General features: G+C 45.8%; 25 protein-coding genes and 1 pseudogene. 6 read left to right on the top strand and 20 right to left on the bottom strand.

The features are described from left to right. Window positions 1–101 precede the first annotated feature (101 nt). A complete protein-coding gene (locus tag A136_RS06785; protein WP_017064995.1) occupies window positions 102–983 on the top strand; it encodes an AEC family transporter in 882 nt (293 codons plus the stop codon). Window positions 984–1,094: 111 nt separating this feature from the next. Here the strand turns inward: A136_RS06785 and A136_RS06790 are convergent, their stop codons facing one another. The 12 genes and pseudogenes from A136_RS06790 to puuE form a co-directional block, all read right to left on the bottom strand. Further along, window positions 1,095–1,475 carry a carboxymuconolactone decarboxylase family protein gene (locus A136_RS06790; protein ID WP_017061604.1) on the bottom strand — a complete coding sequence of 127 codons (381 nt, stop codon included), beginning with the start codon at window positions 1,473–1,475 and terminating at the stop codon, window positions 1,095–1,097. A gap of 60 nt (window positions 1,476–1,535) precedes the next feature. Continuing rightward, window positions 1,536–1,892 carry a MerR family transcriptional regulator gene (locus tag A136_RS06795; protein WP_017061603.1) on the bottom strand — a complete coding sequence of 119 codons (357 nt, stop codon included), beginning with the start codon at window positions 1,890–1,892 and terminating at the stop codon, window positions 1,536–1,538. A gap of 36 nt (window positions 1,893–1,928) precedes the next feature. Continuing rightward, entirely contained in the window at window positions 1,929–2,447 is a 519-nt protein-coding gene (locus A136_RS06800; RefSeq protein WP_017064996.1) for a hypothetical protein, read from the bottom strand. Between the two features lie 267 nt (window positions 2,448–2,714). Next, the gene (locus A136_RS06805; protein ID WP_017064997.1) at window positions 2,715–3,188 is read right to left on the bottom strand and encodes a GrpB family protein; all 474 of its coding nucleotides are present in this window, start codon (window positions 3,186–3,188) and stop codon (window positions 2,715–2,717) included. Window positions 3,189–3,204: 16 nt separating this feature from the next. Next, window positions 3,205–3,444, bottom strand: coding sequence for a hypothetical protein (locus A136_RS06810; RefSeq protein WP_017064998.1), 240 nt, complete (start codon window positions 3,442–3,444; stop codon window positions 3,205–3,207). A gap of 96 nt (window positions 3,445–3,540) precedes the next feature. Beyond that, window positions 3,541–3,630, bottom strand: a pseudogene (locus A136_RS23165) (AraC family transcriptional regulator); the annotation flags it as partial. Between the two features lie 49 nt (window positions 3,631–3,679). Next, window positions 3,680–3,952, bottom strand: coding sequence for a DUF4282 domain-containing protein (locus tag A136_RS06815; protein WP_017064999.1), 273 nt, complete (start codon window positions 3,950–3,952; stop codon window positions 3,680–3,682). A gap of 393 nt (window positions 3,953–4,345) precedes the next feature. Beyond that, window positions 4,346–5,665 carry a urate hydroxylase PuuD gene (locus A136_RS06820; protein ID WP_017061599.1) on the bottom strand — a complete coding sequence of 440 codons (1,320 nt, stop codon included), beginning with the start codon at window positions 5,663–5,665 and terminating at the stop codon, window positions 4,346–4,348. A 14-nt stretch (window positions 5,666–5,679) separates the two neighbouring features. Continuing rightward, entirely contained in the window at window positions 5,680–6,240 is a 561-nt protein-coding gene (locus tag A136_RS06825; protein ID WP_017061598.1) for an ureidoglycolate lyase, read from the bottom strand. A 14-nt stretch (window positions 6,241–6,254) separates the two neighbouring features. Continuing rightward, window positions 6,255–7,241, bottom strand: coding sequence for an allantoicase (alc, locus tag A136_RS06830; protein ID WP_017065000.1), 987 nt, complete (start codon window positions 7,239–7,241; stop codon window positions 6,255–6,257). A gap of 123 nt (window positions 7,242–7,364) precedes the next feature. Then, on the bottom strand, window positions 7,365–7,880 hold the full coding sequence (gene uraD / locus A136_RS06835; protein ID WP_017061596.1) for a 2-oxo-4-hydroxy-4-carboxy-5-ureidoimidazoline decarboxylase: 516 nt from the start codon (window positions 7,878–7,880) through the stop codon (window positions 7,365–7,367). A gap of 23 nt (window positions 7,881–7,903) precedes the next feature. Further along, window positions 7,904–8,824, bottom strand: coding sequence for an allantoinase PuuE (puuE, locus tag A136_RS06840; RefSeq protein ID WP_017061595.1), 921 nt, complete (start codon window positions 8,822–8,824; stop codon window positions 7,904–7,906). Between the two features lie 411 nt (window positions 8,825–9,235). On the opposite strand from puuE, the gene uraH reads away from it, so the two are divergent. The 4 genes from uraH to A136_RS06860 all read left to right on the top strand — a co-directional run bounded on the left by uraH (window position 9,236) and on the right by A136_RS06860 (window position 14,389). Next, window positions 9,236–9,589: a hydroxyisourate hydrolase gene (gene uraH / locus A136_RS06845; RefSeq protein WP_017065001.1), complete on the top strand. Its 354-nt coding sequence runs from the start codon at window positions 9,236–9,238 to the stop codon at window positions 9,587–9,589. A 245-nt stretch (window positions 9,590–9,834) separates the two neighbouring features. Further along, window positions 9,835–11,178, top strand: a complete 1,344-nt coding sequence (locus A136_RS06850; protein ID WP_017065002.1) for an NCS2 family permease — start codon at window positions 9,835–9,837, stop codon at window positions 11,176–11,178. A gap of 224 nt (window positions 11,179–11,402) precedes the next feature. After that, complete coding sequence (locus A136_RS06855) at window positions 11,403–12,854, top strand: nucleobase:cation symporter-2 family protein (RefSeq protein WP_017065003.1); 1,452 nt, start codon at window positions 11,403–11,405, stop codon at window positions 12,852–12,854. Between the two features lie 173 nt (window positions 12,855–13,027). Continuing rightward, a complete protein-coding gene (locus tag A136_RS06860) occupies window positions 13,028–14,389 on the top strand; it encodes an 8-oxoguanine deaminase (protein ID WP_017065004.1) in 1,362 nt (453 codons plus the stop codon). 169 nt (window positions 14,390–14,558) lie between these two features. On the opposite strand, the gene gabT is transcribed toward A136_RS06860, so the two are convergent. The 8 genes from gabT to A136_RS06900 all read right to left on the bottom strand — a co-directional run bounded on the left by gabT (window position 14,559) and on the right by A136_RS06900 (window position 23,498). Further along, entirely contained in the window at window positions 14,559–15,830 is a 1,272-nt protein-coding gene (gabT, locus tag A136_RS06865; RefSeq protein ID WP_017065005.1) for a 4-aminobutyrate--2-oxoglutarate transaminase, read from the bottom strand. A 15-nt stretch (window positions 15,831–15,845) separates the two neighbouring features. Continuing rightward, on the bottom strand, window positions 15,846–17,273 hold the full coding sequence (locus A136_RS06870; RefSeq protein ID WP_017065006.1) for an NAD-dependent succinate-semialdehyde dehydrogenase: 1,428 nt from the start codon (window positions 17,271–17,273) through the stop codon (window positions 15,846–15,848). Between the two features lie 93 nt (window positions 17,274–17,366). Beyond that, on the bottom strand, window positions 17,367–18,449 hold the full coding sequence (aguA, locus tag A136_RS06875; RefSeq protein ID WP_017065007.1) for an agmatine deiminase: 1,083 nt from the start codon (window positions 18,447–18,449) through the stop codon (window positions 17,367–17,369). An 11-nt stretch (window positions 18,450–18,460) separates the two neighbouring features. After that, window positions 18,461–19,327 carry an N-carbamoylputrescine amidase gene (aguB, locus tag A136_RS06880; RefSeq protein WP_017065008.1) on the bottom strand — a complete coding sequence of 289 codons (867 nt, stop codon included), beginning with the start codon at window positions 19,325–19,327 and terminating at the stop codon, window positions 18,461–18,463. A gap of 21 nt (window positions 19,328–19,348) precedes the next feature. Beyond that, a complete protein-coding gene (locus tag A136_RS06885) occupies window positions 19,349–20,626 on the bottom strand; it encodes an NAD(P)/FAD-dependent oxidoreductase (RefSeq protein WP_017065009.1) in 1,278 nt (425 codons plus the stop codon). A 30-nt stretch (window positions 20,627–20,656) separates the two neighbouring features. Beyond that, window positions 20,657–22,141, bottom strand: a complete 1,485-nt coding sequence (locus tag A136_RS06890; protein WP_017065010.1) for an aldehyde dehydrogenase — start codon at window positions 22,139–22,141, stop codon at window positions 20,657–20,659. 36 nt (window positions 22,142–22,177) lie between these two features. Then, the gene (gene puuR / locus A136_RS06895) at window positions 22,178–22,735 is read right to left on the bottom strand and encodes an HTH-type transcriptional regulator PuuR (protein ID WP_017065011.1); all 558 of its coding nucleotides are present in this window, start codon (window positions 22,733–22,735) and stop codon (window positions 22,178–22,180) included. Window positions 22,736–22,751: 16 nt separating this feature from the next. After that, entirely contained in the window at window positions 22,752–23,498 is a 747-nt protein-coding gene (locus tag A136_RS06900; RefSeq protein WP_017065012.1) for a gamma-glutamyl-gamma-aminobutyrate hydrolase family protein, read from the bottom strand. Between the two features lie 342 nt (window positions 23,499–23,840). Between A136_RS06900 and A136_RS06905 the strand changes: the two genes are divergently transcribed. Then, window positions 23,841–25,184: a glutamine synthetase family protein gene (locus A136_RS06905; protein ID WP_017065013.1), complete on the top strand. Its 1,344-nt coding sequence runs from the start codon at window positions 23,841–23,843 to the stop codon at window positions 25,182–25,184. Window positions 25,185–25,194 lie beyond the last annotated feature (10 nt).

Genomic DNA, 25,194 nt, shown 5'->3' on the forward strand with positions numbered 1-25,194 from the left:
GGTTAATGTTTATACATATCGACTTCATACTTCACTTTAGCGTCTCTCTAAAACATTCGTTTCTCAGCTAAATGGAAGCACTCAATCTAGAAAGGAATTCTATGTTCGAACAGGTCGTCAGCATTCTGTTTCCCGTTTTTGCTTTAGCCAGTGCTGGCTTTGCGGTCGGCCGTTGGCTCAAACCCGATTTCAAACCGATCAATCGTATCAACATGGATGTTTGTATTCCTGCTTTGGTGTTTGCATCCCTGACCACCATGCCCCTCGACACCGAGCAACTGCCACTGATCTCTGCCTCTTTGGTGGCAGTGCTAGTGCCAGCACTGTTGATGATTCCGATCTGTAAACTGTTTAAGCTCAACTTCAAAGCTTGGGCGCCACCACATATGTTCCGCAACAGTGGCAACCTCGCGATTCCCCTATTCACGTATACCTTTGGTGAGAGTGCATTAGCCCCTGCGGTATTGCTGTTTGTGGTATCGGCATGCGTGCACATTAGTGTCGGTTTAGCGCTATTGAGTGAAGGTAATCCGCTCAAACAGATCCTCAAGATGCCGATATTCTTAGCCGCCGCATTAGCGATGACGTTGAACCTATCTGGCATTGCGGTTTGGAATCCAATCTACGAAGCCACTTCACTGCTTGGACAAGCTGCTGTCCCAATTATGCTGCTGTCGCTGGGTTCGCAAATGGTCAACTTGAGGCTAAGTGGATTAAAGGTAGGCTTATTGTGCACGGCTCAATCGCTGTTTACTGGCGCCATCGCCTTTACCATCATCTACTTCTTTATCCCGCTGCCTACGCTGCACCTACAAATGATGGTGCTGTTCACCATGTTGCCACCCGCCGTGATGAACTACCTGTTTGCAGAAAGGTTCAATGTCGAGCCGCCTAAAGTCGCGTCCATGGTGTTGTTCGGCAACTTCCTAAGTGTGGTTACCTTGCCTATCTTGCTGTCATTCGCGCTGTCTATGTCATCTTAAAGAACCGCGAACCTTCAGGTTTACGACCTTTAAAACTTAGCCAATCAATAAAAAGGGAACGCAACTTAGCAAAGTTGACGCTCCCTTTTCAGACTATATTTTCTATTTATCTCAAGCTGTGCCTCTCTCCGCAAGCACCTCTTTAAATGCGAACATGCCATTTAACGCCGCTGGGAATCCCGCATACACCGACATCTGCAATATCACTTCTTTAATCTCTTCCTCGCTGCATCCAACATTGAGTGCCGCATTCAAATGCACCTTAAGCTGAGGGACACAATTACCGAGTGCGGTAAGGGCAGCGACGGTCGCGATCTCTCGTGATTTCAAATCCAAACCGGGGCGTGAATAGATATCACCAAAAGGATACTCGATAGTATATTTTGCAAGATCAGGGCAGATGTCTTGCAGGCTTTCAATAACCTGTTGCCCTGCTTCTCCGTCGATATGATTAAGTCTTTCTAAGCCAATGTCGAAACGTGATTGATTCATGAGTTTGTTCCTGTATTTATAGTTCACAGGAACACCTTACAAGTTAGAGTCGACTCTAAGTCAACGGACTTTTCCATCTCGATACAAACTAATTTTTTGCTCTAGCGCAGCCAGATGCTTTTGCTGCTCTTCGATATGGGACCTCAAATTCTGTTGATGTTGTTCGAGCAACACTTGGCGCTGCGAAGTCGATTCTGGCCCTAATTCCCTTAGCTTTGCGTATTCTAAAATCTCATCCAGTGGCATTGCGGTGTCTTTTAAGCGCTTCACGAACTCAATCCAGGTAACGTCTTTCGATGTATAGACTCGATGCCCGCTGCTGTTTCGCTGAACATTTTTCAACAAGCCGATTTTTTCATAGTAGCGAAGCGTGTGGGCTGACAAACCCACCAACCGAGAAAACTCACTCACATTCATTACTTCACCTTTTCTATCTGGGTATAGGAACTCAAACTATACGCACTTATCTAATTTGAGCTCTGCGGTCACTTTCGTCAAACGCAACGCAATAGCGAAACAGACTAAGTAAGGACTCACATACCAGAAGAGGCTTTCTAATGGTTGCTTCACCTGCGCTTCTCTGGTTTTTATGTATTGGTTTTTCTGCATCTCATACTGACTCAGCATACCATCCACCCACACGGCATCACTTTCCACCAGCGATACACTAGGCGCAGGAACTGTAAAATCCGATGCGTTGGGTAACAAGGTGAAATCAACGTCTTTGAACGTGATCGCCGTATTCAAATACCACAAACACGCTTCATGGTGCTGAGCGTGATTATCCAAAGATGGTTGACCTGTGCAGGTATCACTTCGCAGCTTATCCAAATAAAACTGCTGAACCGACTCTAAAATCGCCACCGCTCTGGTTTGTTCTGTTTCAACCCAATCACCCGCTACTTTCGCACGAATCTCAGAGACTGCACCCAGCATCCCGATACCCGCTAGAAACGGCCATAAATAATCCATGAGCTTCCATTTGCGTCGGCTCAAGTTGAACCCACACCAAATAGGAAGATGAAAAAGTAGCGTTAGCCCAAGCGATAGCAAAACGAAATTCAAGGAGCTAGAGAGCATGAGTTCGCTATCAAAGAAGTTCTTCATAATGAGAGGCTTGCCTGTATAACAAAGAGAAATTTGATACTAAATTCGATATTTGAAAAGAGTGTAAGAGGAAAGTAAAAACAGCACAAAAAGTTAGGATTTGGATGAATAATATCCAATCGAAACTTGTTGTTATTTCAAAGCCAACACATGCTCGATAAAAGCCGACTTCTTTTCACGGTACTCTTCTTGCGACCAATCTTCACAAGACATTTTGAGGGTGTTGTATTGCTCCACTAATTCCGGATCCGCACGTAGCTTGTCACGAAACCTTAGAAAACATTCGAACTCAGAACCATTGGCAACTACTTGCAAGGCCACGTCATGTCCTGATGTAGACTCCAACATGCACAGTTCCGGCGTTCTTAAGGTATCGAGTTTCTCATTGAAGCCGAGTGTTGTGAGTTGTTCAATGGCGTACTCAAGTTCACTCGATTCAATACCGACGAATATATCCAAGTCGCCTTTAGATACTGCAGATGGAATAGAAGATGCGCCTACGTGCTCAACTCTCGCATTAAGGATTAGCTTTTTGATGTCACGTTCGTATCGGACAAACAGCTCGTTGCAAGCCGCTTGGTATTGTTCCGCAGGGTAAAATTTCATATATCTTCACTCCGAATCACAAACTATTGAAGACACCAATTGCTAACAGAAGCAACACGATACTAATAGCTCCGATATAAGAGATTCTGGTTCGCTCTTTGTCGGTTGGAATCAATGGGGGAAAGCGCCCTAGTGTGAATACTTTACAGACTATCCAGCCAGCTCCGTAACCAATGAACTCAATCAAGATCGACTGAAACAGATACCTAAAGAATGAGCTCAATGCCCTAAAATACGCGACTATCAAGTCTTCCATTTTTTGTCCTAAGTAAAGTCAATTTGGACTAAAAATGCCATGGGTAGAGATTCATATCAAGAACCTTATACAGGACTGCGCACGCAATGAATCAGTTTAAACGTAAGTACTTACTATCGACATGCAATGATTCACAGAGTCTTCTTTCTCACCAACAGGCGCAACATAGTGAATTGCAGCTTCGGCATGTTAGACAGCTAACATCGAAGTGTTAGCTGTCACGCATCTGAATATACTAGGCTTCAGTCTCGCCTTTTAAGTCCTTTAGAGACTGCAGGTTTTCATTAATTTTGAAGATAACTATCATCAATTCACACCAAATTCTCGCACCTATAGCGCCGCCTAATATCGTAAACGCACCAAGAATAAACTTCTCAAATGTTACGCCTCCATATCCTCCAAACATGGTTGCTAGTCCTGAAACTACAGCGATTAGCAACAACAACCAATATAGGCCAGTAACTAACTTAGGAGTTAACATTGAGTCGAACGAAAAAACTGATTTCATTACTATATTTCCTTATTTTTTATGAAATTTATACTTGGGTATCTAACTAGTTCTTTGTGAATATTCGCAATCAAAAGCTTTGAATTTCAACAAGCTTTCCTTTCAGAACATACACATACCAAACATACAGCCTAAATTTCATGACCAACAACAATTTATATGCAACTAAATATGTCATGTAACGCAAATATCGAACTCACGTCGGTGGGTTCATAAAACTATTAAGGATGCATACTAATAAAGTTTCTAATATGCCTTTGTCCAAAAACAACAAAAAGCCCCGGTTATAGGAACCGGGGAAACAGGGTGGGATGAGTTTGGCGCGTGCCCGTAAACCAAACTCTCCCCAAGCCTCACCTAAGACTCATGCTCTTAGGTAAAGGATTTACATCATTATTGAAGCGTAGCGCCTTGCTCTACCCAAGTGCCGATGAGTGCGCGTTCTTCGTCGGTCATTTGAGTCATGTTACCGAGCGGCATCACCTTGGTTGTTACGGTTTGAGCAACAATCCTTGGGACGTTGGCTTTAATCTCTTCAGGGGTATCAAACATCACACCGGCTGGCGCAGCAGCAAAAGCGGCGTGGCTCGGGGTTGATGAATGACACACAGAACAGCGCTCTTGAATGACTTTGTTAATGGTTTCAAAGCTTACACCTGCGCTAGCCGTTTGCATTGCGTGGTCTGCAGGTACAGCTTGAGAACTAGTCGTCGTTGACGCTGTGTCGTTTCCAGCAAGCTCTTCTGTCGCTGATTCAGTCGCGCTGACTTGCACTTCTTGAACCACAGGTGCTTGCACAACCGGAGTCATCTGTTTTTTCGCGTAAGGTGAGGTCACAAACGCAAGCGTGATCATACCCAATGCCGCGACTGGCACTGTCCATGCAAACTTCTGACTACCGTGACGGGTATTGAAGTAGTGGCGCACCAAGATACTGAAAATCGCTAGCCCAGCAAGGATCAGCCAGTTGTATTCCGAGCCATAAGTGCTTGGGAAGTGGTTACTGATCATGATGAACAGCACTGGCAGGGTCATGTAGTTGTTGTGACGAGAACGCAGTAGACCTTTCGCTGGCAATGCCGGATCCGGTTCGCGCTTCTCTTCAATCGCTTTCACCAAGTTACGTTGTGCAGGCATGATAACGCGGAATACGTTACCCACCATGATGGTACCAATGATTGCACCCACATGAATGTAAGCACCACGGCCACTGAACACTTGGGTTAGACCATAGGTCGCAGCGACGAGCAGCAAAAACAGCACAACGCCAAGCAACACGGGGGTTTTACCTAAAGGCGAGTCACACAGTAAGTCGTAGATAAACCAACCAGCAACGAATGAACCAATACCAATCGCGATTGCCGTTGTTGAATCAAGGCCAGAGCCCGGTGCAATCAGGTAGATTTCAGCGTTAAGGTAGTAAACCACACCCAGTAGACACACACCGGTGATCCACGTGAAGTAGGCTTCCCATTTGAACCAGTGCAGGTGCTCTGGCATCTCTGGTGGCGCAAGTTTGTACTTCTCTAGGTGATAAATACCACCGCCGTGAATTGCCCATAAGTCGCCTGAAAGGCCAGTTTTTGGGTTTACTCGGTTAAGGTTGTTCTCTAACCAAACAAAGTAAAATGATGCGCCTATCCATGCAACACCAACAATCATGTGAGCCCAGCGTATTGCTAAGTTCAACCATTCTGTAATATGCGGATCCATAATAAACTCCTGTATCACAACGCTTTAGCTAAGCGTTGCTCTTCCTTGTTGTCTTCCGTTGGCATATCTTCCAAATGCAATGCCACTAGGTCGTTCTCAAAATAAACTTCATCACAGTTATGTCCTTCTCCGCCTCTATCGACGATCAAGAACTGGTCTTGATCGGTGAGGGCGAGCACTGGGTGATGCCACACCCCTTTGTGATAGTTCACTCCTTGACGACCGTTGCTCAAGAAAGCTCGGCTATTGGCTAATGTTGGATCGTCGCCTTTTGGCGCAACAACAATTAAATAGGGTTGACCAAGTAATGGAATGAATGCCTGAGAGCCAAGTGGATGACGCTCTAACATTTTGATGGTCAGTGGGTAGCTCAACGGTGTGGCTTGGAAGATGCTGATGATGGCTTCTCCATCTTGGTCTTGCACATCCGTTGTCGCTAGCTTGTGGTAGCGACGTGTTGATCCACTATTGATCATGAAGAAATCACTATTATCGGACTCGATAACATCGCCAAACTCTGCAAAAGCCTGCTTGGTTAACGGTTCGATAGATAAACGACGTATTCCATTACTCATACTCATTTCCTTACCTATTTCGCTTTCGTACCAAACAGACGCAAACGGCTGATACCACCATCTGGGAATATGTTTGCACGTACGTGGGTAATCGCACCAAGGTCGTTTACCTCAGAAATGAATTCGTGAATCTCGTGCGCTTGCAGCTTTTGTGCAGGCAAGAGTTCACGCCAGAATAGGCTTTGTGTTTCCACTTGGTCGTCGGTGCCACCTTTCACGTAAGCCGCTTGGATTGAGCAGCTGTCTGGGTAGTTACCTTTGAAGTGTGCCGTATCCACAACGATACGTTCGATGTTACCTGGGTGACCTAATGCCACGATAACCCAGTCGTTACCCGGTGTACGACGACGCGCTGTTTCCCAACCGTCCCCCATGTTTTCACCGCGGCCTGGACCTAAGATGTTGGCTTTGTTGCCGTAGTGCTCGTCACTACATGCGAGAGCTCGGCCACCGTGTTCAACGGCTGCTAGGTCGACTTGTTGCTGAGAATCAATTGCGTCCCAATCCACGCTTGGTCGGCCATAAACACGTAAGCGTGCGACACCGCCGTCTGGGTAGATGTTCAAACGTAGGTGCGTAAATACTTGGTCACTTTCGATTTCTTCAAGATGATGATGATCACCTTGTAGTGCCATTGAAGGCAGAATTTCTTGCCACTCTGTTGAGTCTGTTGGCTCACCTTGTGGTGAATAACACGCGTCAATTGATGCCGAAGGTGGGAAGTTACCTGTGAAGAATGAGGTATCAATATCAACGCCAGCAATGGTGCCAGCTAGACCAAGGCGAACGACACAGTAATCGTAACCTTCGCCGCGTTTACGTCTGCTTTCCCAACCGTCCATCCACTTGCCGTTGTCGTCATATAAGTCGTCTTTCCACTCTGGCGCTGCGTGGCTAAGTAGACGGCTTTTATCTGCGAAAAAATCGTCTGTTGCGAAGGTAGCTTTTGCGCCGAGTTTTTCGTCTGCAAGGTTTATGTATTGTTCAAATGTTTGGGTCATGTCCGTGTAATCCTATCCAATTAATCAAGTAATAATAAAATGAGAACTCAGTGGCTTATTCGCTTATAAAGCGGGCTCTTAGCGCACTAAGACTGGGCTGAGATAGCTGTTAACTCCGTTAACTTACATATCCCAGAGACGAAACATCGCGATCTTGTTGATCTCTTGAATCGCCGTAGCAAACTCAGTTTCACTATCATTTCCTAATCGCATCTCGAACGACTCAAGAATTTGGTAACGATTGGCTCCCTTCACCGCCATGATAAAAGGGAAATTGAAGCGACTTTTGTAGCTGTTGTTGTAAGAAGTGAATTTTTCAAATTCTTCGGCGCTGCACTGGTCGATGCCCGCCCCCGCTTGTTCTTTGGTCGACGACTCGGTGAGTTCGCCGTTTACTGCTGCTCTGCCCGCTAAATCTGGGTGAGCATTGATCAAAGCCAACTGTTTGCCTTGGTCGGCATTTAACAAGGTTGATGCCATTTTTAGATGAAGATTCTCGATATGATCATCTTCGGCATTCAAACCTTGGTCATAAACCGCTTCAGCAACCCATGGGCTGTGTTCGTACACATCAGCAAAGTGCGCGACAAAGGTATCGCGGTTCATGGTTGTTGGTTGGCAAGATCGAAATTCAGTCACGTTAAGCCTCCTTGCTGTTCGTTCTAATTTTGTTGTTCGTTGTATGGGTGATGTTGGTGCCAGTGGTTGGCGATATCGATTCGACGACATAGCCACACGCTGTCATGCTGTTTTACGTAATCTAAGAAACGTCTTAATGCAGCAATACGACCGGGACGACCAATAAGACGACAATGCAGTCCTACCGACATCATTTTCGGTGCGGTTTCGCCTTCCATATAAAGGGTGTCAAAAGTGTCTTTTAAATACTGGAAGAACTGCTCACCAGAGTTGAAGCCTTGCGCTGTTGAAAAGCGCATATCGTTTACATCGAGTGTGTAAGGGATCACCAGTTGTGGATCACCGGTTTCGGTGTGCCAATAAGGCAGGTCATCATCATAGGCATCTGAGTCGTAAAGAAAGCCGCCTTCTTCTGCGACTAAGCGACGCGTATTTGGACCCGTTCGACCTGTGTACCAACCTTGCGGGCGCTGACCCGTCACTTGTTGGATGATCTCAATCGCTTTAGTCATGTGGTCGCGCTCTTCTGACTCATCAATGTATTGATAGTCGATCCAGCGATAACCGTGGCTACAAATTTCGTGACCCGCTTCGACCATGGCTTTGGCTACGTCTGGGTGACGCTCAATCGCCATTGCGACCGCAAAGACGGTCAGTGGGATTTCATATTCATCGAACAAGCGAAGAACACGCCATACACCCGCTCGGCTGCCATATTCATAAATGGATTCCATGCTGATGTGACGTTCGCCTTTGATCGGCTGTGCTGACGGGATCTCTGAAAGAAAAGCTTCAGACTCGTCGTCTCCATGTAACAAACAACGCTCACCGCCCTCTTCATAGTTCAATACAAAAGAAACCGCGACGCGCGCATTACCTGGCCATTGAGGGTTTGGAGGGTTAGCTCCGTAACCGATCAAATTTCTTGAATAATCCTTATTCATCCAAGTACTCCTAACATAAGTGGTTGGCTTGGCCGCTCTTTCACTGGTTCATCAAAATAAATCAGTTAATGGACTTTCCAAAAATCGAGTAACCTTACCCCTGTACATTTATTGTATACAATTATTTATCTCGATGTAAAGATTTTGTTATTCAAGTTAAATAATCGCAACTTTTTGAATTAAAAACAACAAGTTAACAAAATTCAAGTTCATTAAAAAGCGATAATCAAGATCTATAAAGTCAAGAAAAACGACAGATTAACCAACATTTTTATAACAATTAGCTTTACTAATTGTGTACAGTTCGTACATAGTTAGTGATAACAAAGTGACCAGTTGCATTCTTTGCAAGGTCGAAATAGACAGATAAACCACGGAACAGAGGAGCGCCAAAAGCGCTATTAAAGGACTATGGGAAGATTAACAACACACGTATTAGACACAACTCACGGCTTACCGGGTGCAGAGATCAAGGTAGAGCTTTATAAGGTCAACGAAGGCTCAACAGAAAAGCTGGCGACGGTAATCACCAACTCCGATGGCCGAACCGATGCACCGATTCTGGCAGGGAATGATTTCCGACCGGGGAAGTATCAATTGGTGTTTTACGTAGCCGATTACTACAGAAGTAAAGGCGTAGAGCTGGATGGCGTGCCTTTCCTAGACGACGTGGTTATTCGTTTCGGCTTAGATGATCCAGAAGCGCATTATCACGTTCCTCTTCTCGTCTCGCCTTACAGTTTCTCAACCTATCGGGGCAGTTAGTCCCGTGTCCTAGAACTTCGAACTAGGCCCAACCATCGAATAATAAACAGATTCGTGCGTGCATCTAAAATGATGCGCGCTCATTAAACACGCTCATATAAAAATACTAACAACGTTATTAGTTAGAAGTTGATGACTAATCAACTGATAGCTAAAGAAATGGCGGCTAGGAAAAACCTTAAAACTTAATATTGAAATCTCGCTGTATTCAATAAATGGATCACAACATAAAAGGACTTGCAGACATGAGTGAGAGTAAAACAGAAATACTCAACCAAGATGCGAACAACGGAATTTTAGAGAAACTCTTTAAGATTAAGGCACACGGAAGCAGCGTAAAAAATGAGTTAGTCGGCGGTGTCACCACCTTCGCAACCATGGCTTATATCATCTTCGTTAACCCACAAATCATGGCCGCTTCAGGTATGGATGCAGGGGCTGTATTTGTCGCTACCTGTATTGGTGCCGCGATTGGTTGTTTGTTAATGGGCTTATTCGCGAACTGGCCTGTCGGCCTTGCACCGGGCATGGGCTTGAACGCCTTCTTCTCTTTCACGGTTGTGAGCGAAATGGGTTACAGCTGGGAGGTGGCACTGGGTGCGGTGTTTATCTCCGGTATCTTGTTTGTCGGGATGAGTTTTTACAAAGTCCGCCAATGGATCATCGAGAGTATTCCAGAGAGCTTGCGCTATTCAATGACTGCAGGTGTTGGTTTGTTCTTAGGTCTAATTGGCTTAAAAACAGCGGGTATCGTCGTCGAAAACCCAGCAACTTTGGTTTCATTGGGTGACTTCACGAAACCAGAAGCTCTGCTTGCTGCGATTGCATTCTTGATCATTGCGGTTCTGAGTGAGCGTAAAGTGTTTGGCGCGGTGCTTATCGGTATTTTGAGTGTAACGCTAGTCGGCATGATGCTTGGCCTAGTTCACTACGATGGCTTCTTCGCTGCACCACCAAGCTTAGCGCCTACCTTTATGGCAATGGATATCGCCGGTGCACTAAACGTATCGATGATCAGCGTTATCTTGGCTTTCCTTTTTGTAAACATGTTTGATACAGCTGGTACCTTGATGGGCGTAGCTGAGCGTGCAAACCTGACCAACCCTGAAACGGGTAAGATCGAAGGCCTAAGCAAAGCACTGAAAGCCGACAGTATTTCAAGCGTGGCAGGTGCGTGTGTAGGCTGTCCGCCAGTAACCAGTTATGTAGAGAGTGCAGCCGGTGTTGCAGCAGGCGCACGTACAGGTCTTTCAGCAATCGTGGTTGGTGTGTTGTTCTTAGCGGCAATTTTCCTATCACCGCTTGCAGGCATGATCCCCGCTTACGCAACGTCTGGTGCTCTTATTTACGTCGCATTCGTGATGATGAGCAGCATGCAGCACGTCGATTGGAAAGACTTCACTAACGGTGCTCCAGCCGCGATTACCGCACTAATGATGCCACTGACCTTCTCTATCGCGAACGGTATCGCATTGGGTTTCATTACCTACACAGTGCTTAAGTTGGCGACAGGTAAAACCAAAGATGTGTCTATCTCGATGTACTTCCTAGCGGCTATCTTCATCGCCAAGCTAGTGTTCATCGGTTAACCCTAAAGCTCCTGAGCAGTCATTTCTTGATTGCTCACAACGTTGCTTGGCTGGTTCGCAAGCCAAGCAACAACATGATTTTTAAGAAAGCTAATTGCATTGATGACGAGAGAGCAGAAACCCTACCGATTCAGTGCACTTTTTTATGACCCTACGCAGTTTGTAGAAGTCATTATTTGACCGCCAATCGCCTGTAAACGGAAACGCAGGCAGAGGAATATCAAATGAAACTTCTGTACACCCTTAATGAAAGACCGCCCCATGGGCTAACCCTTCTACTCGCTTTACAGCATATGCTCGCCTCGATTGGTGGCATCGTTGCTGTGCCTCTTATTGTCGGCGCCTCTATCGGCCTGCCCAACACCGAGATCGTCTCACTGATCAATGCAGCGCTATTGGCGTCTGGTATTGTGACCGTCGCGCAGTGCCTTGGCTTTGGCCCTGTTGGTATTCGATTACCCGTGGTGATGGGTTCAAGCTTTGCCTTTTTAGGTGTCGCTATTTCGATCGGTAACGAAGGTGGTGTCGCCGCCATCATGGGCTCGGCGCTTATCGGCTCGTTTGTGGTCATTGGTGCCAGCTTCTATATGGACAAGGTTCGCAAGCTATTCCCGACCGTGGTAAGTGGTGTTGTGGTTACCTTAATCGGCTTAACCATTTTACCGGTTGCCATGAACTGGGTTGGCGACTCTCCTGCCAACACGGAACAATTCGCCACTCTACCTAAACTGTTTCTCGCACTGGTCTCTTTGGGGATAGTGATTGGCGTGTCGGTTTACTGTAAAGGCGCGGTTGCTGCTTCCGCTATCGTGATTGGTTTAGCGGGCGGTTACATTGTGGCGCTATCGCTTGGCATGGTCGACCTTGAGCAAATCAGTTCTGCCGCTTGGGTTGGTGGCCCTGAACCTTTCAAATATGGCTTCACCTTTTCTGCGAGTGCCATCATCAGCATGAGCTTGGTGTACATCGTGGTTATCGCTGAAGCAACGGGTGATTTCATGGCACTCGGTAACAACTGTCAAACCCAAGTATCCGGTAAAGATTTAAAACGTGGCCTTCTAGGCGATGGCCTTGGCAGTACCTTATCTTCAATTTTAACGGCAATGCCACTGGCATCATTCAGTCAAAATGTCGGTATTGTAGGTATCACAGGTGTAGCGAGTCGTTATGTAGTGGCTGCAACCGGTGGTTTGTTGATTTTAGGCGGTTTATTCCCGAAATTAGCCGCCATTGCCGTCACGATCCCGAAACCTGTTTTGGGTGGTGTGGGCTTTGTGATGTTCGGTATGATCGCTTACGCGGGTATCCGCATGTTGATCAAGGCCGCAGACACCAAGCGAAATGCCTTGGTAATCTGTGTTGGTTTGGCGTCTGGTTTAGCCGTCACTTTCGAACCAAGATTGCTGCAACACTTGCCACATGATTTGGCGAATTTTCTTCACTCTGGCATCACTACAGGCACTATCATGACGGTACTGCTGAACCTTGTTCTGCCAAAGTCTTCACGCGCAGAAGAGCAAGAAGCACTAGCCGAAAGCCAAGCGCAAGTTGAGTTAGAAATGAAAGAACAGGCTGAAGAAGAGCTACACTCAGGCGAGCAATTAGAGATTCAACAAGCAAGTACAGAAGCAGACGTTCAAGCGGCATCAGATAACCCTGAGCCCAAAGTGAACTAACTGATTCACTGATTCACTGATTCACTGATTAGCGTAAAACCGATTTCCGTAGGATCAGGGCTGATTAGAGCATTGAACGTTTTAACGCCCTGATTCGAATTTATCTTTCAACAGCAAATACCAATAAAGACCCTCTTCCCTGAAAAGGCTGAGATGGCTAAGGACTACTATGAATGGAAACCATCTGGATTAAGAATCCTCTCGCAATCTACACTGGCTCGCAGGCTGATGCAGAAGGCGGAATCGTCATAAAAGGTAATAAAATCATTGAACTGGTTGGCAAACACAAAGAGCCGACCTTACCCGTAGATTACAGCGTCGACGCCTCTCGTCATGTTGTGACTCCTGGGCTTATCAATGCGCACCACCACTTCTATCAAACCCTAACGCGAGCCTACCCCGGCGCACTCAATAAAGAACTCTTCCATTGGCTACAAAGCCTCTACCCAGTTTGGGCCAACCTCGATTCGGAGATGATGAGCCTCGCAACAGAGCTTGCTCTGGTTGAGCTGATGATGTCGGGCTGTACCACTGCTTCCGATCACCATTACTTGCTACCAGACGGGCTTGAGCACGCTATTGATTTGCAAGTCGAGGCCGCAGAGAAACTGGGCGTTAGAGCGATATTTACCCGAGGTTCCATGAGCCTAGGGGAAGATGAGGGTGGATTGCCACCAAGACACACCATTCAAACCGAACAAACCATCATTGATGACAGCCAGCGCTTGATTCGTGATTACCACCAGCGTGATGAAGGGGCGATGATTCAAATCGCGCTCGCGCCTTGTTCGCCGTTCTCAGTCACTACCGACCTGATGAAAGAGACCGCCAAGATCAGTGAGCGTGAAAACGTCATGATGCACACGCACCTATGCGAAACGCTCGATGAAGAAGACTTCTGTATAGAGAAGTTTGGCTTGCGCCCAGTTGATTACCTAGAAGATGTGGGTTGGCTGAACGAGCGCACTTGGCTCGCTCATGGTATTCACTTCAATCCAGAAGAGATCAAACGTTTGGGTAAAGCAGGCATTGGTATCAGTCACTGCCCAACTTCCAATATGATGTTGGCTTCCGGTATTTGTAAAAACAACGATCTAGAAGCAGCAGGAGTAAAAGTCGGGCTAGGTGTGGATGGTTCGGCCTCAAACGACGGCTCTAATATGATTGCCGAAGTGCGCATGGCGATGTATCTACAACGCCTGCAATATGGTTCCGCCAACGTTTCACACTTTGATGCATTGCGCTGGGCGACATCCGGTTCTGCCGCGGCAATGGGCAGAACCGACATTGGTACACTAGAGGTTGGCAAACAATCCGATATCGCGATGTTCAAGCTCGATGATATTCGTTTTTCTGGCAGCCACGACCCACTGGCCGCATTACTACTTTGTGGTGCTCAACAAGCGGATAAAGTGATGGTTGCAGGTAAGTGGCGAGTGAACAATGGCGCTGTGATTGGCGTAGACATGGAACAACTAATGCACCGCCACCATGCAGCTGCAATGAAGCTAGGTAAACTGGCGATGAATAATTAAATACTCTCTAACTAGAAAAGCGAAAAAAGGCCGACGTGATGTCGGCCTTACTTATTCATTCACAGCCCCGTCCTCAATGTGTAAATACATTTCAGGAAGGGACATTATAAGCACGAAAAGAATATCTACAATGACCTTTATATTAAAATACAATGTCTTAACTCAAATCCTAAACAACTTCCAGAATAATTTTCTCAAGCTTATCTAAGCCTTCGCTGAGTACTTCAGATTCAATAGTTAATGGTGGAAGCAGACGAATTACATTCGCTTTTACACCACACGAAAGCAGAATAAGACCATTTTCTTGTGCTTTCGCTATCACCGCTTTAGTTAAGTCCTGCAATGGCTTGCCTGACTCTGGATCAGTAAACTCAATAGCCATCATCGCTCCAGTGGTACGTATTTCACCAATAGCTGGAACCGATTCCTGTAGCTTGCTCATACGGGCATTCACAACCTCACCAATGCCCATTGCTTTAGCACACAATTGCTCTTCTTCGATAATTTTTAGGACTTCTAAACCAGCCACACACCCCAACGGAGAGCCAGCGTAAGTACCACCTAAGCCACCTGGTAGTGCCGAATCCATAACACCGGCTTTTCCCACTACTGCTGAGATAGGGAAACCACCCGCAATACCTTTTGCCATTGTTATCATGTCGGGTTCAATGCCCAGATATTCAGTGGCAAACATTTTACCCGTGCGCGCAAAGCCCGTTTGAATTTCATCCGCGATAAGCATAATGCCGTATTTGTCACACAACTCACGCAGGCCTTGAGCAAACTCCGCGGGGGCTTGATAGAAACCGCCTTCACCTTGCACAGGCTCAAAGATTATCGCCGCCACGCGTGATGGCTCAATATCACACGCAAACAAATCATCGAGCGCTTGCAGGCTTTGTTCTGTGCTTACGCCATGAAAAGCATTTGGGTAAGGTGCATGAAATATTTCATTTGGAAATGGGCCAAAGCCCGCTTTGTAAGGCGCGACTTTACCAGTTAGCCCCATGGTCATATTAGTACGGCCGTGGAAGCCACCTTTAAAAGCAATCACACCACTGCGGCCAGTATGAGCTCTCGCTACTTTCACAGCATTCTCAACCGCTTCAGCTCCTGTTGTCAGGAAAATCGCTTTTTTATCACTGTCACCGGGGGCGAGTTCTGTGAGCTTTTCTGCCAGTTCAACAAAGGAGGCATAAGGCGTCACCATAGCACAAGTGTGTGAAAAGTTATCCAGTTGAGCCTTTACCGCTTCGTTGATACGCTTATTTGCATGCCCTGTATTCGTTACCGCGATACCAGCAGCAAAGTCGATATATTTATTTCCATCCACATCCCACACGTGAGCATTCTCTGCTTTTTCGACATAAAGTGGGTACAGTGCGCCCATGCCTTGAGCGATAACTTCGCTTCTTCTTTGATGTAGTTGTTGATTTGTCATTGTCATGTCCTTTGATTAGTTGCCGCCAAAGCAGAGATATTTGATGCTCATGTATTCATCGATACCTTGTTTTGCCCCTTCACGCCCGATACCGGACTGCTTAACTCCACCGAAAGGGGCTACCTCGGTAGAGATCATGCCTTCGTTAATTCCTACCATGCCGTACTCCAGTGCTTCTGCTATCTTCCATACACGGTGGATATTTTGGCTATAGAAGTAAGACGCTAAGCCATAGATAGTGTCGTTAGCCATTTCGATAAGCTGTTGGTCATCATCAAATTTGATCACAGGGGCGACGGGGCCAAAGATCTCTTGCGAGATAATATCCATATCATGCGTAACGTTTTTGAGAACGACAGGTTGCATGAATAGACCATCAAGAGTTTTCGGCTCAGTAACTGGTTTCGCGCCCTGTTCGATTGCGCCGTCAATGAGGGACTGAATACCTTGTTTTGCTGATTCGCTGATTACCGGACCAACATTTACACCCTCTTCTAGACCATTGCCTACTTTAAGCTGCTGCACTGCTGCATCGAATTTTTCAACAAACTCATCGTACACCTTGTTATGTACATAAAAACGGTTAGCGCAGACGCAAGTTTGACCGGCATTACGAAACTTAGACGCCATTGCACCAAGCACAGCCGCATCAATATCTGCATCATCAAATACGATAAATGGTGCATTTCCACCGAGCTCCATTGACGTTCGCTTGATGTCGTTTGCACTTTGCTGCATCAGCACTCTTCCAACTTGCGTAGAGCCCGTGAAAGAGAGCTTACGAATCAGAGGATGTGAGGTAAAAATACCGCCAACTTGACGAGAATTCGCGCCCAATACCACTTGCAGTACATCACGAGGAATACCCGCTTGATATGCTAGCTCAGCTACAGCAAAAGCAGATAAAGGTGTGGATTCAGACGGCTTCACAATAAAACTACAGCCAGCCGCAAGTGCTGGACCTGCCTTACGAGTTATCATTGCAATAGGAAAATTCCACGGAGTAATCGCACAAGCTACTCCAATAGGTTGTTTCATAGTTACAAGGCGTTTGTCGCTACTTGGCGCTGGAATTGTCTCACCATAGGTACGCTTCGCTTCTTCAGCAAACCACTCGATAAAGCTTGCGCCGTACAACACCTCACCTTGTGCTTCTGCCCATGGCTTGCCTTGCTCTAACGTCATCAGGCGACCGAGATCTTCCTTGTTATCAAGTAACAACTGATACCATTTTTGTAGTAAACCAGAACGGGTTTTGGCTGGCAGCAAAGCCCACTCTTTTTGCGCGAAGCTTGCACGCTCGACCCCATCTAAAATGTCATGTTCAGACGACACTGGTGCATAACCAAGTATTTCACCCGTCGCGGGGTTACTTACAGCAATACCTTGGTCTTGATTTAGCACCATAAACGACAGCAATGATTGATTTGTAATTTGTTGCATGGGGATTCCTTTTGACAGCTTTACCTTGGCGTCTACTGATAGTTACCCTACCAAGCAGAAAACCAATAGTTCATTGTTTTAATAATGGTTTTCCTAAGCAGGGATCTGCTGAGTAATGCAGTGGATGTTACCTCCACCCAGCAAAACCTCACGCGTTGGTATACCAACGACTTGATGTTCAGGCATCGCTTGCCGCAATATTTTTATTGCCTGCTCGTCAGTTCTATCATCGAGCAATGGCAAAAACACATAACCATTCGCGATAAGAAAGTTGGCATAAGAAGCACTTAACCTTTCCCCTGCATCACGTGTCATTCCATCACTTTTATCAATTCCGCTTGCTTCTGCTTCGCTATAGTGCAAGGGCCCTGGCAACGGTAAACGGATGATTTCAATCTCTCGACCTTTAGCATCAGATTGATCTTTTAACACTTGTTCCGCCTGACGAGATAATGCGAATTGTGGGTCTGATGGATCATCTGTCCAACTCAATACCACTTTCCCCGGGGCAATTACATGCATCAAATTATCAACATGTCCGTCAGTTTCATCATCGAATAGTCCTTTAGGCAGCCAAATGACCTTTTCAATACCTAGATATTCTTTGAGATGTGTTTCTATCTGTTGTTGATTCAACTCAGGGTTGCGTCCCGGACTAAGCAAACACTCTTCTGTTGTATAGAGCGTACCTTCGCCATCAGTATGAATTGAGCCCCCCTCTAAAACGAATGGGGCGTTGTAGTGATCAATTCCGATAATGTCACATACTGAGCTAGCCACTAGGTCGTCCTGCTGCCAGTTTTCATAGAGGCCATTATAGTCACCACCCCAAGCGTTAAACTGCCAGTTGATTCCACGACGCTCGCCGTCTTGATTCACCAACACTGTGGGCCCAATATCACGCATCCACGCATCATTGAATGGGATTTCAACAAGCCGAATATCTGAATGAAGCAATGTTCTCGCCTTATCAAATTGCTTCGCACTCACGGCGACACAAACCTTAGTCACTTCTGCTATTGCATTCGCAATGCTAGCGAATGTTTGCTGGGCAGGAAGGGCGTTATCACGCCAATTGTCTCGTCTTTCTGGCCAAGCCAACCAAACTTCTTCAATAGGATGAAACTCAGCTGGAAAGTAGAACCCATCTTGCAGTGGTGTTGTCGATAACTGCATAGTCTGCCCCTTTAAACTGCTAGTTTGCCCACAGAGCCATATAGATCTGGGCGGCGGTCACGGAACAGCCCCCACGAGTGACGCGCTTGAGCCGTTGCGGCTAAATCAATCTCCGCGTAAATGATAGCTTCCTCATCACGTGGCGCTTCTGCCAACTTGCCACCAGTATGATCGGTAATAAAAGAAGAACCGTAGAATGTGGTTTCAATGCCATCATCACATTCTGTGCCTACGCGATTAGACGCAATCACAGGAACCAAGTTTGCAGCGGAATGGCCTTGCATAGTGCGTTGCCAGTGATCACGAGAATCTAAAGTTGGATCTTGTGGTTCGCTGCCAATAGCGGTTGGGTAAAAAATGGCTTCTGCACCATGTAACGCTAAGCTACGAGCAAGCTCGGGAAACCATTGATCCCAGCAAATACCAGCGCCGAACTTACCAAACTGGGTTTGCCATACTTTGAAACCAGTATCTCCAGGACTAAAATAGTATTTTTCGCTATAACCCGGACCATCCGGGATGTGTGATTTGCGGTAGTTATCTAGCACAGTGCCATCGGCATCAATCATCACTAATGAGTTAAAGAAGGTATTACCCGCTTTTTCAAAATAACTAACTGGAATCACGACCCCGAGTTCTTTTGCCAATGCACTCATCTCTGTTATCAACAGACAATTGTCTACTTCCTCAGCCAACTCAAAATACTTAGCTTCTTGCTTCTTACAAAAATAAGGAGCAGCGAACAATTCCTGCGGCAAAACCACATTGGCACCTTTACTCGCAGCTTCACGAATCGCTTGCTTAGCTTTATTTAGGTTATCTTCCAGATCCCAGCTTTTGGTCAGTTGCAGGGCCGCGAATTTTACTACTCTACTCATTGGATGTTCCTTATCGTCCGGTTAGATAGCCAGTTTATCTCTTAGGTTGTAATACGCTGCGCCAACTGCTGTGAATGGTATTTGGAAGTGACGTCCACCAGGGAAGGCGTAGTGCTTGAGTTGTGCGAAGGCATCAAATCGTTCGGCATGCCCTGTTAAGGCTTCTGCCAATAACTTGCCAGCCAAGTGAGTACAGGTAACTCCATGACCACTGTAGCCTTGCAAATAATAAATATTGTCGTCGAATGCGCCGAACTGCGGCATACGTGAGTAGGTAAGTAAGAAGTTACCAGTCCATGTGTAATCAATCTTGATACCTTTAAGTTGAGGGAAAATACCTTCTAACTTAGGACGAATCAGAGACTCAATGTCTTGAGGGTCACGAGCGCCATAAACCACCCCGCCCCCAAACAACAAGCGTTTGTCGGCACTCAATCGGAAATAGTCCAGTAAGTAATTACAGTCTTCAACGCAGTAGTCACTTGGTAAAACCTGTTTTAGTTGCTCATCGGTAAGCGGCTCTGTCGCCACGACTTGAGTTCCACATGGGATGGCTTTGTTACTGATATTCGGAGCCAACCCACCTAAGTAGGCGTTGCCAGCTAACACCAAGTATTTACTCTTCACGCTACCGCTCGCTGTTCTTGCAACAGGATTCGCACCTTTTTCAATGGACGTTACCGCTGATTGTTCAAAAATTTGGCCACCAAGAGAAACAAATGCTGCGGCTTCCCCCAATGCGAGTTTAAGCGGATGAATGTGCCCACCTCGCATATCAAGCAAGCCACCGGTGTAAGCTTGAGTACCAACCGCCTCTTCTACTTGGCTAGCATCCAACATGGTGAGCTGGTCATTACCATATCGCTCCCAGTTTTTCTTATGATGCTCTAAACCTATTAACTGCTTTTTGTTTAGCGCGGTAAATAGGCCACCGCGTTTGTGGTCACACTCAATATCGTATTTTTCGATTAGGCCACGAATGACATCTCCGCCTTCGAAAATCATGTCACACAGGGCTTTAGCCTGGGGTTGGTCGTAACGGCTTTCTATTACATCAACATCTCGGCTGTAGCTATTGACGATCTGTCCACCATTACGACCAGTTGCTCCAAAACCAACTTTGGCACTCTCTAGTACCACTACCTTAAAACCTTTCTCGGCTAAATGAAGAGCCGAAGATAAACCTGAAAACCCAGCCCCAACCACACACACATCACACTCAATGTTGTCTTGCAGTTGTGGGAACTCTGGCATGTTCGGGATAGAGTGGGCGTAAAACGAATCCGTATGCTTATTCATAGTGATATTCCTTTATTAATCATCAGCAGGCTAAGGGTGAAGGCGAATCCAAGTGGTTTTGGTTTCTGTGAATTTTTCGATGGCGTGCAGTGATTTATCACGGCCGTTACCACTCATTTTGAACCCACCAAAAGGGACGGTCATATCACCTTCGTTGTAGTTGTTCACCCAAACAGAACCTGCCTGAAGCTGTTTAGCTACACGGTGTACGCGGTTAATGTTATTGCTCCAAAGCGCCGCACCTAAACCGTATTTTGAGTCATTGGCGATTGCGACGGCTTCAGCTTCATCTTTAAATGAGATAACACAAAGTACAGGACCAAAGATCTCTTCCTGGGCGACACGCATTTTATTGTCAACGTTATCAAGAATGGTCGGCTCAACAAATGCACCTTTGCCTTCAACATCACCCCCGCAACGAAGCACTGCACCTTCCGCTTGGCCAAGCTCTATATATTCAAGCACTTTTGATTTGTGACCTTGATCGATGAGCGCTCCCATCGAAGATGAGGTGTCCATTGGGTCTTTCGGCATAAAGGATTGAGCCGCAGAAATGACTTTATCAACAAAGCGATCTTTGATGCTTTCGTGCACTAATAAACGAGTTGCAGCGACACAGACTTCGCCTTGGTTATAGAAGCAACCACCAGCGGTTTCTGCGGCTGCACGATCGAGGTCTTCGCAGTCTTCAAATACGATATTGGCATTCTTACCACCAGCCTCAGCAAACACACGCTTAAGATTGGTTTCACCAGAACGAACCATTAATTGACCAGCAATACGAGTGGAACCCGTAAATGCAATACAGTCGACGTCATGGTGTTTCGCTAAAGCATCACCGGCTTCATGGCCAAAGCCTGTAACGACTTGAAAAACGCCACGTGGTAAGCCTGCTTGATTGGCGAGTTGACCAATATAAATAGCAGTGAGAGAAGATTTTTCAGAGGGTTTAAGAATAACGCTATTACCTGCTGCTAATGCAGGGCCAAGTTTCCAGCAAGCTAACCATAATGGAAAGTTCCATGGAACTACCGCTGCAACAACACCGATAGCTTGATGAGAAACAAAGGCGTGTACATCTTGTTCCGTTGGCGCGACTTCCCCATACACTTTATCGATGGCTTCTGCATACCAACGCAGTGCACTTGCAGCACCAGGGATATCGGTTGAAAAGCTATGGCTGATTGGCTTACCCGTATCTAGGGTTTCCAGCAACGCAAGTTCTTCACGATGTTGGTCAATCAGCGTTGCAAATTGGCTGAGTACCGCTTTGCGATATGACGGAGCGCTGTTGCTCCATTCACCAGAAAGGAAAGCTTGACGAGCACATGTTACCGCAAGCTCAACATCTTCTTCTTGGCAACGAGCTATCTGGGTCAGTGTCTCGTCGGTAGCCGGGTTAACAACATCTAGAGTTTCTCCACTGATAGCTGCGCTATATTCGCCATTAATAAAGGCACGATTTTCGATGTTTAGATTGTTTCTCAGTTCAATCCATTGTTCTTGGGTTTTCATACGCTCTCCTTGTTATCACAACAAGGCAAGGCCCACTTAGAATGTGGTTGGCGTATGCGCGCTTATCATTCGACAAGCCTTGTCTGTGTGATTTGTGAACTTGTGCGGCTGCGTCGTATCAATAATGTACGATTCACCTTGTTTAAGGACAAAAGATTGCTCTTTGTATTCCAGAGTGATTTCGCCCTCTAAAATAGTGCCGATCTCTTCGCCTTCATGTTTAATTTCCGCCGCACCCGTTGTGCCGTGGGGGGCATACTCTTCAATCAAAAATCCAATTACCTGTTCTTTGCTGCCGTTGGTTACCAATTTCATTGAAACCGACTCACTGCCCATTTCAACCAACTCTTCAGGTGCAACGACAACCTTCACTTCATCGCTTTTGGGTTGTTCAAGTGTGAAAAACTCCGAAAGAGATAAAGAAAAAACATTCACTATTTTTTGCAACGAACTTACTGAAGGGCTTACCTTCGCATTCTCAATCGAAGAGATCGCGCTATGTGTAATACCTGCTCGTTCGGCTAATTCTCGTTGTGACAATCCATGTTCTTTTCTTAATCGAACAATATTTTTACCAATCTCTTGGTTGTCCATGTAGGTGGCTCCTAACTTATAGAGAGGCCGCCATCATAAATTCTTTAAACAAAATTTGAGAGAAATGATTCGTTTTTGCTTTCCATTCTGGGTGCCACTGCACGCCAACAAAGAATTTTTGCCCTGGAAGACTAAACGCTTCCACTAAACCATCCGGTGCTTTAGCTTCCACAGTCAGTTGGGGAGCTAATTGGTCAACCCCTTGGTTATGAAGAGTATTAACCTCAAAAAAGATAGTGTTTTCCCAATGATTTTCAGTCAGCCATTTCTCAAACAAACTTTGTTTTTGCACCAACACCGCGTGTGATGGAGCGTACTTTTCCTCAAAGTCTTCGACCTCACTCTCTCTATGGTCGTTGAAACCTGAATCATGAACTGCTGGGTTCAGTGAGCCTCCCAGAGCAACATTCATCTCTTGAAATCCACGGCAAACACCAAAACACGGAATGTCTTTGTCTATCGCTTGACGAATCAAAGTAAAGGAAAGCTCATCTCGAGCTTCATCTTTCTTAGACTCTTCATGAGTGCCGTTGTAATGATGTGGTGCCACATTTGAGTGACTCCCCGGAAATAAAAAACCGTCGCAGATGTTAAGAAGACGCTCAACGTCTTCACTTGCCATATCCGGAGCCAATATCAGTGGCAACCCACCAAAGTCTTTCACAGCCGTGAGGTAAAAATTATTCACTGCCTGTATTTGATAGCCACCCAATTCTTTAGCGCAACTAACAATTCCAATAATGGGTTTGCTTGTTCTAGACATGTTACTTCCGTGCTCGATTTATTTAACACTTACACTACAAATCATGTACAAAATTATCAACACCGATGTTCGATATTATGACCAAAGCGTGACCAAATCCACCTTTTTGGTCAAAAAAACGACTAATTTTGGACATTATATTGAGCAAAACACAATCAACTGTTACAAAATAGTTAACAGAAACATCTTTCAATAAAATTGTAAATTTCAAAGTAATCAACGCAAGCTTATGTATTAAAAGGAAATAACCTTTAAAACTAGACTTTAGTCTAATTAGTACAATTGACTTGTTTCTTTTTTATTACTTTTAATTTACCAAATAGAGGCTAGTTGGAGAACACAATGGAATCGTATCTACAGGAAGTTAAAAATTTTCGACAAAAATGGCCCAACATCGAGTTTGTTGATCTGATTTTTACCGACATCAATGCCACACCAAGAGGCAAGCGCATCCCAGTAAGTGCACTACACAAGCTGCATAAAGGAGTAGCTCTTCCCCTCTCGACAATTACTTTAGATACCAAAGGTAATGTGGTTGAAACAGCAGGGTTAGGTGAAGAATTGGGAGAACCAGACAACATGTGTTTCCCAATTGCGGATACATTGATGCCTACCGCTAAAGAGCAAGTGGGCCAAATAATGTTGAGTATGATGGATGAGTCAGCCCACACCCCAAACCCGCTCTTTATTCGTAATATCGTCAGTGAAATTCTCGAAAAGTTACACACCAAAGATCAACATCCATGTGTTGCCTTAGAGCTAGAGTTTTACTTAATAGACAGGAAGCGGGGTGAGATGGGAGCACTACAAACAGCCATCAACCCAAACAAAAAATCACGAGAAAAAGATACCGAAGTCTATGACTTAGATGGTTTGGATGATTACGCAGACTTTTTGGCCGATCTTAACAAAGTCGCTCAAGAACAAGGGTTAAATACTTCGGGGGCACTATCTGAATCCGCCCCAGGACAATTCGAAATTAACTTCAACCACTCTAAAGATGTACTACGAGTGTGTGATGAAATCATCATCGTCAAACGCCTAATTCGTCAAATTGCTAATCAACATGATTTCGATGCTACCTTCATGGCTAAGCCATTTAGTGAGCAAGCTGGTAACGGTATGCACATCCACCTTAGCTTGGTGGATTCCAACGACAATAACCACTTCAGCCAACAAGATGGTGAACCCAGTAATCTCTTTTATCAAACCATGGCCGCGATGCTTGCTCAAACATCCGATTCCATGGCCTTGATTTGCCCTAACGTTAACTCTTACCGCCGCTTTGTTCCAGGAGCTTACGTGCCAACGAAAGCAGACTGGGGCGAGAACCATCGCGGTGTCGCACTGCGTGTTCCTATCAGCGACAGCAACAATCGCCGAATTGAACACCGCATTGCGGGAGCTGACGTTAACCCTTACATTCTCGCTGCAGTAGTACTATCCGCAGTATTAGCGAGTGAAAACTATACCAAAGACCAATGTCCTAACTCCCTCAGTGATGATGCAATAGACTTACCTCTGCGTATGTCTGAAGCTCTCGATCAGCTAGAACGCAGTGAGCTGACCCCGTACATCTCTAAAGAGTTTGTCGATCTATATTTAGCTTGTAAACGAAGTGAACTGGCGGAGTTTGAACGCGCCATCACTCCATTAGAAATCGACTGGATGTTGCACTCAGCATAAACAAAGGAAC

The organism is Vibrio crassostreae 9ZC13, from assembly GCF_000272045.2.
In the GTDB taxonomy this organism is placed as follows: Bacteria; Pseudomonadota; Gammaproteobacteria; order Enterobacterales; family Vibrionaceae; genus Vibrio; species Vibrio crassostreae_C.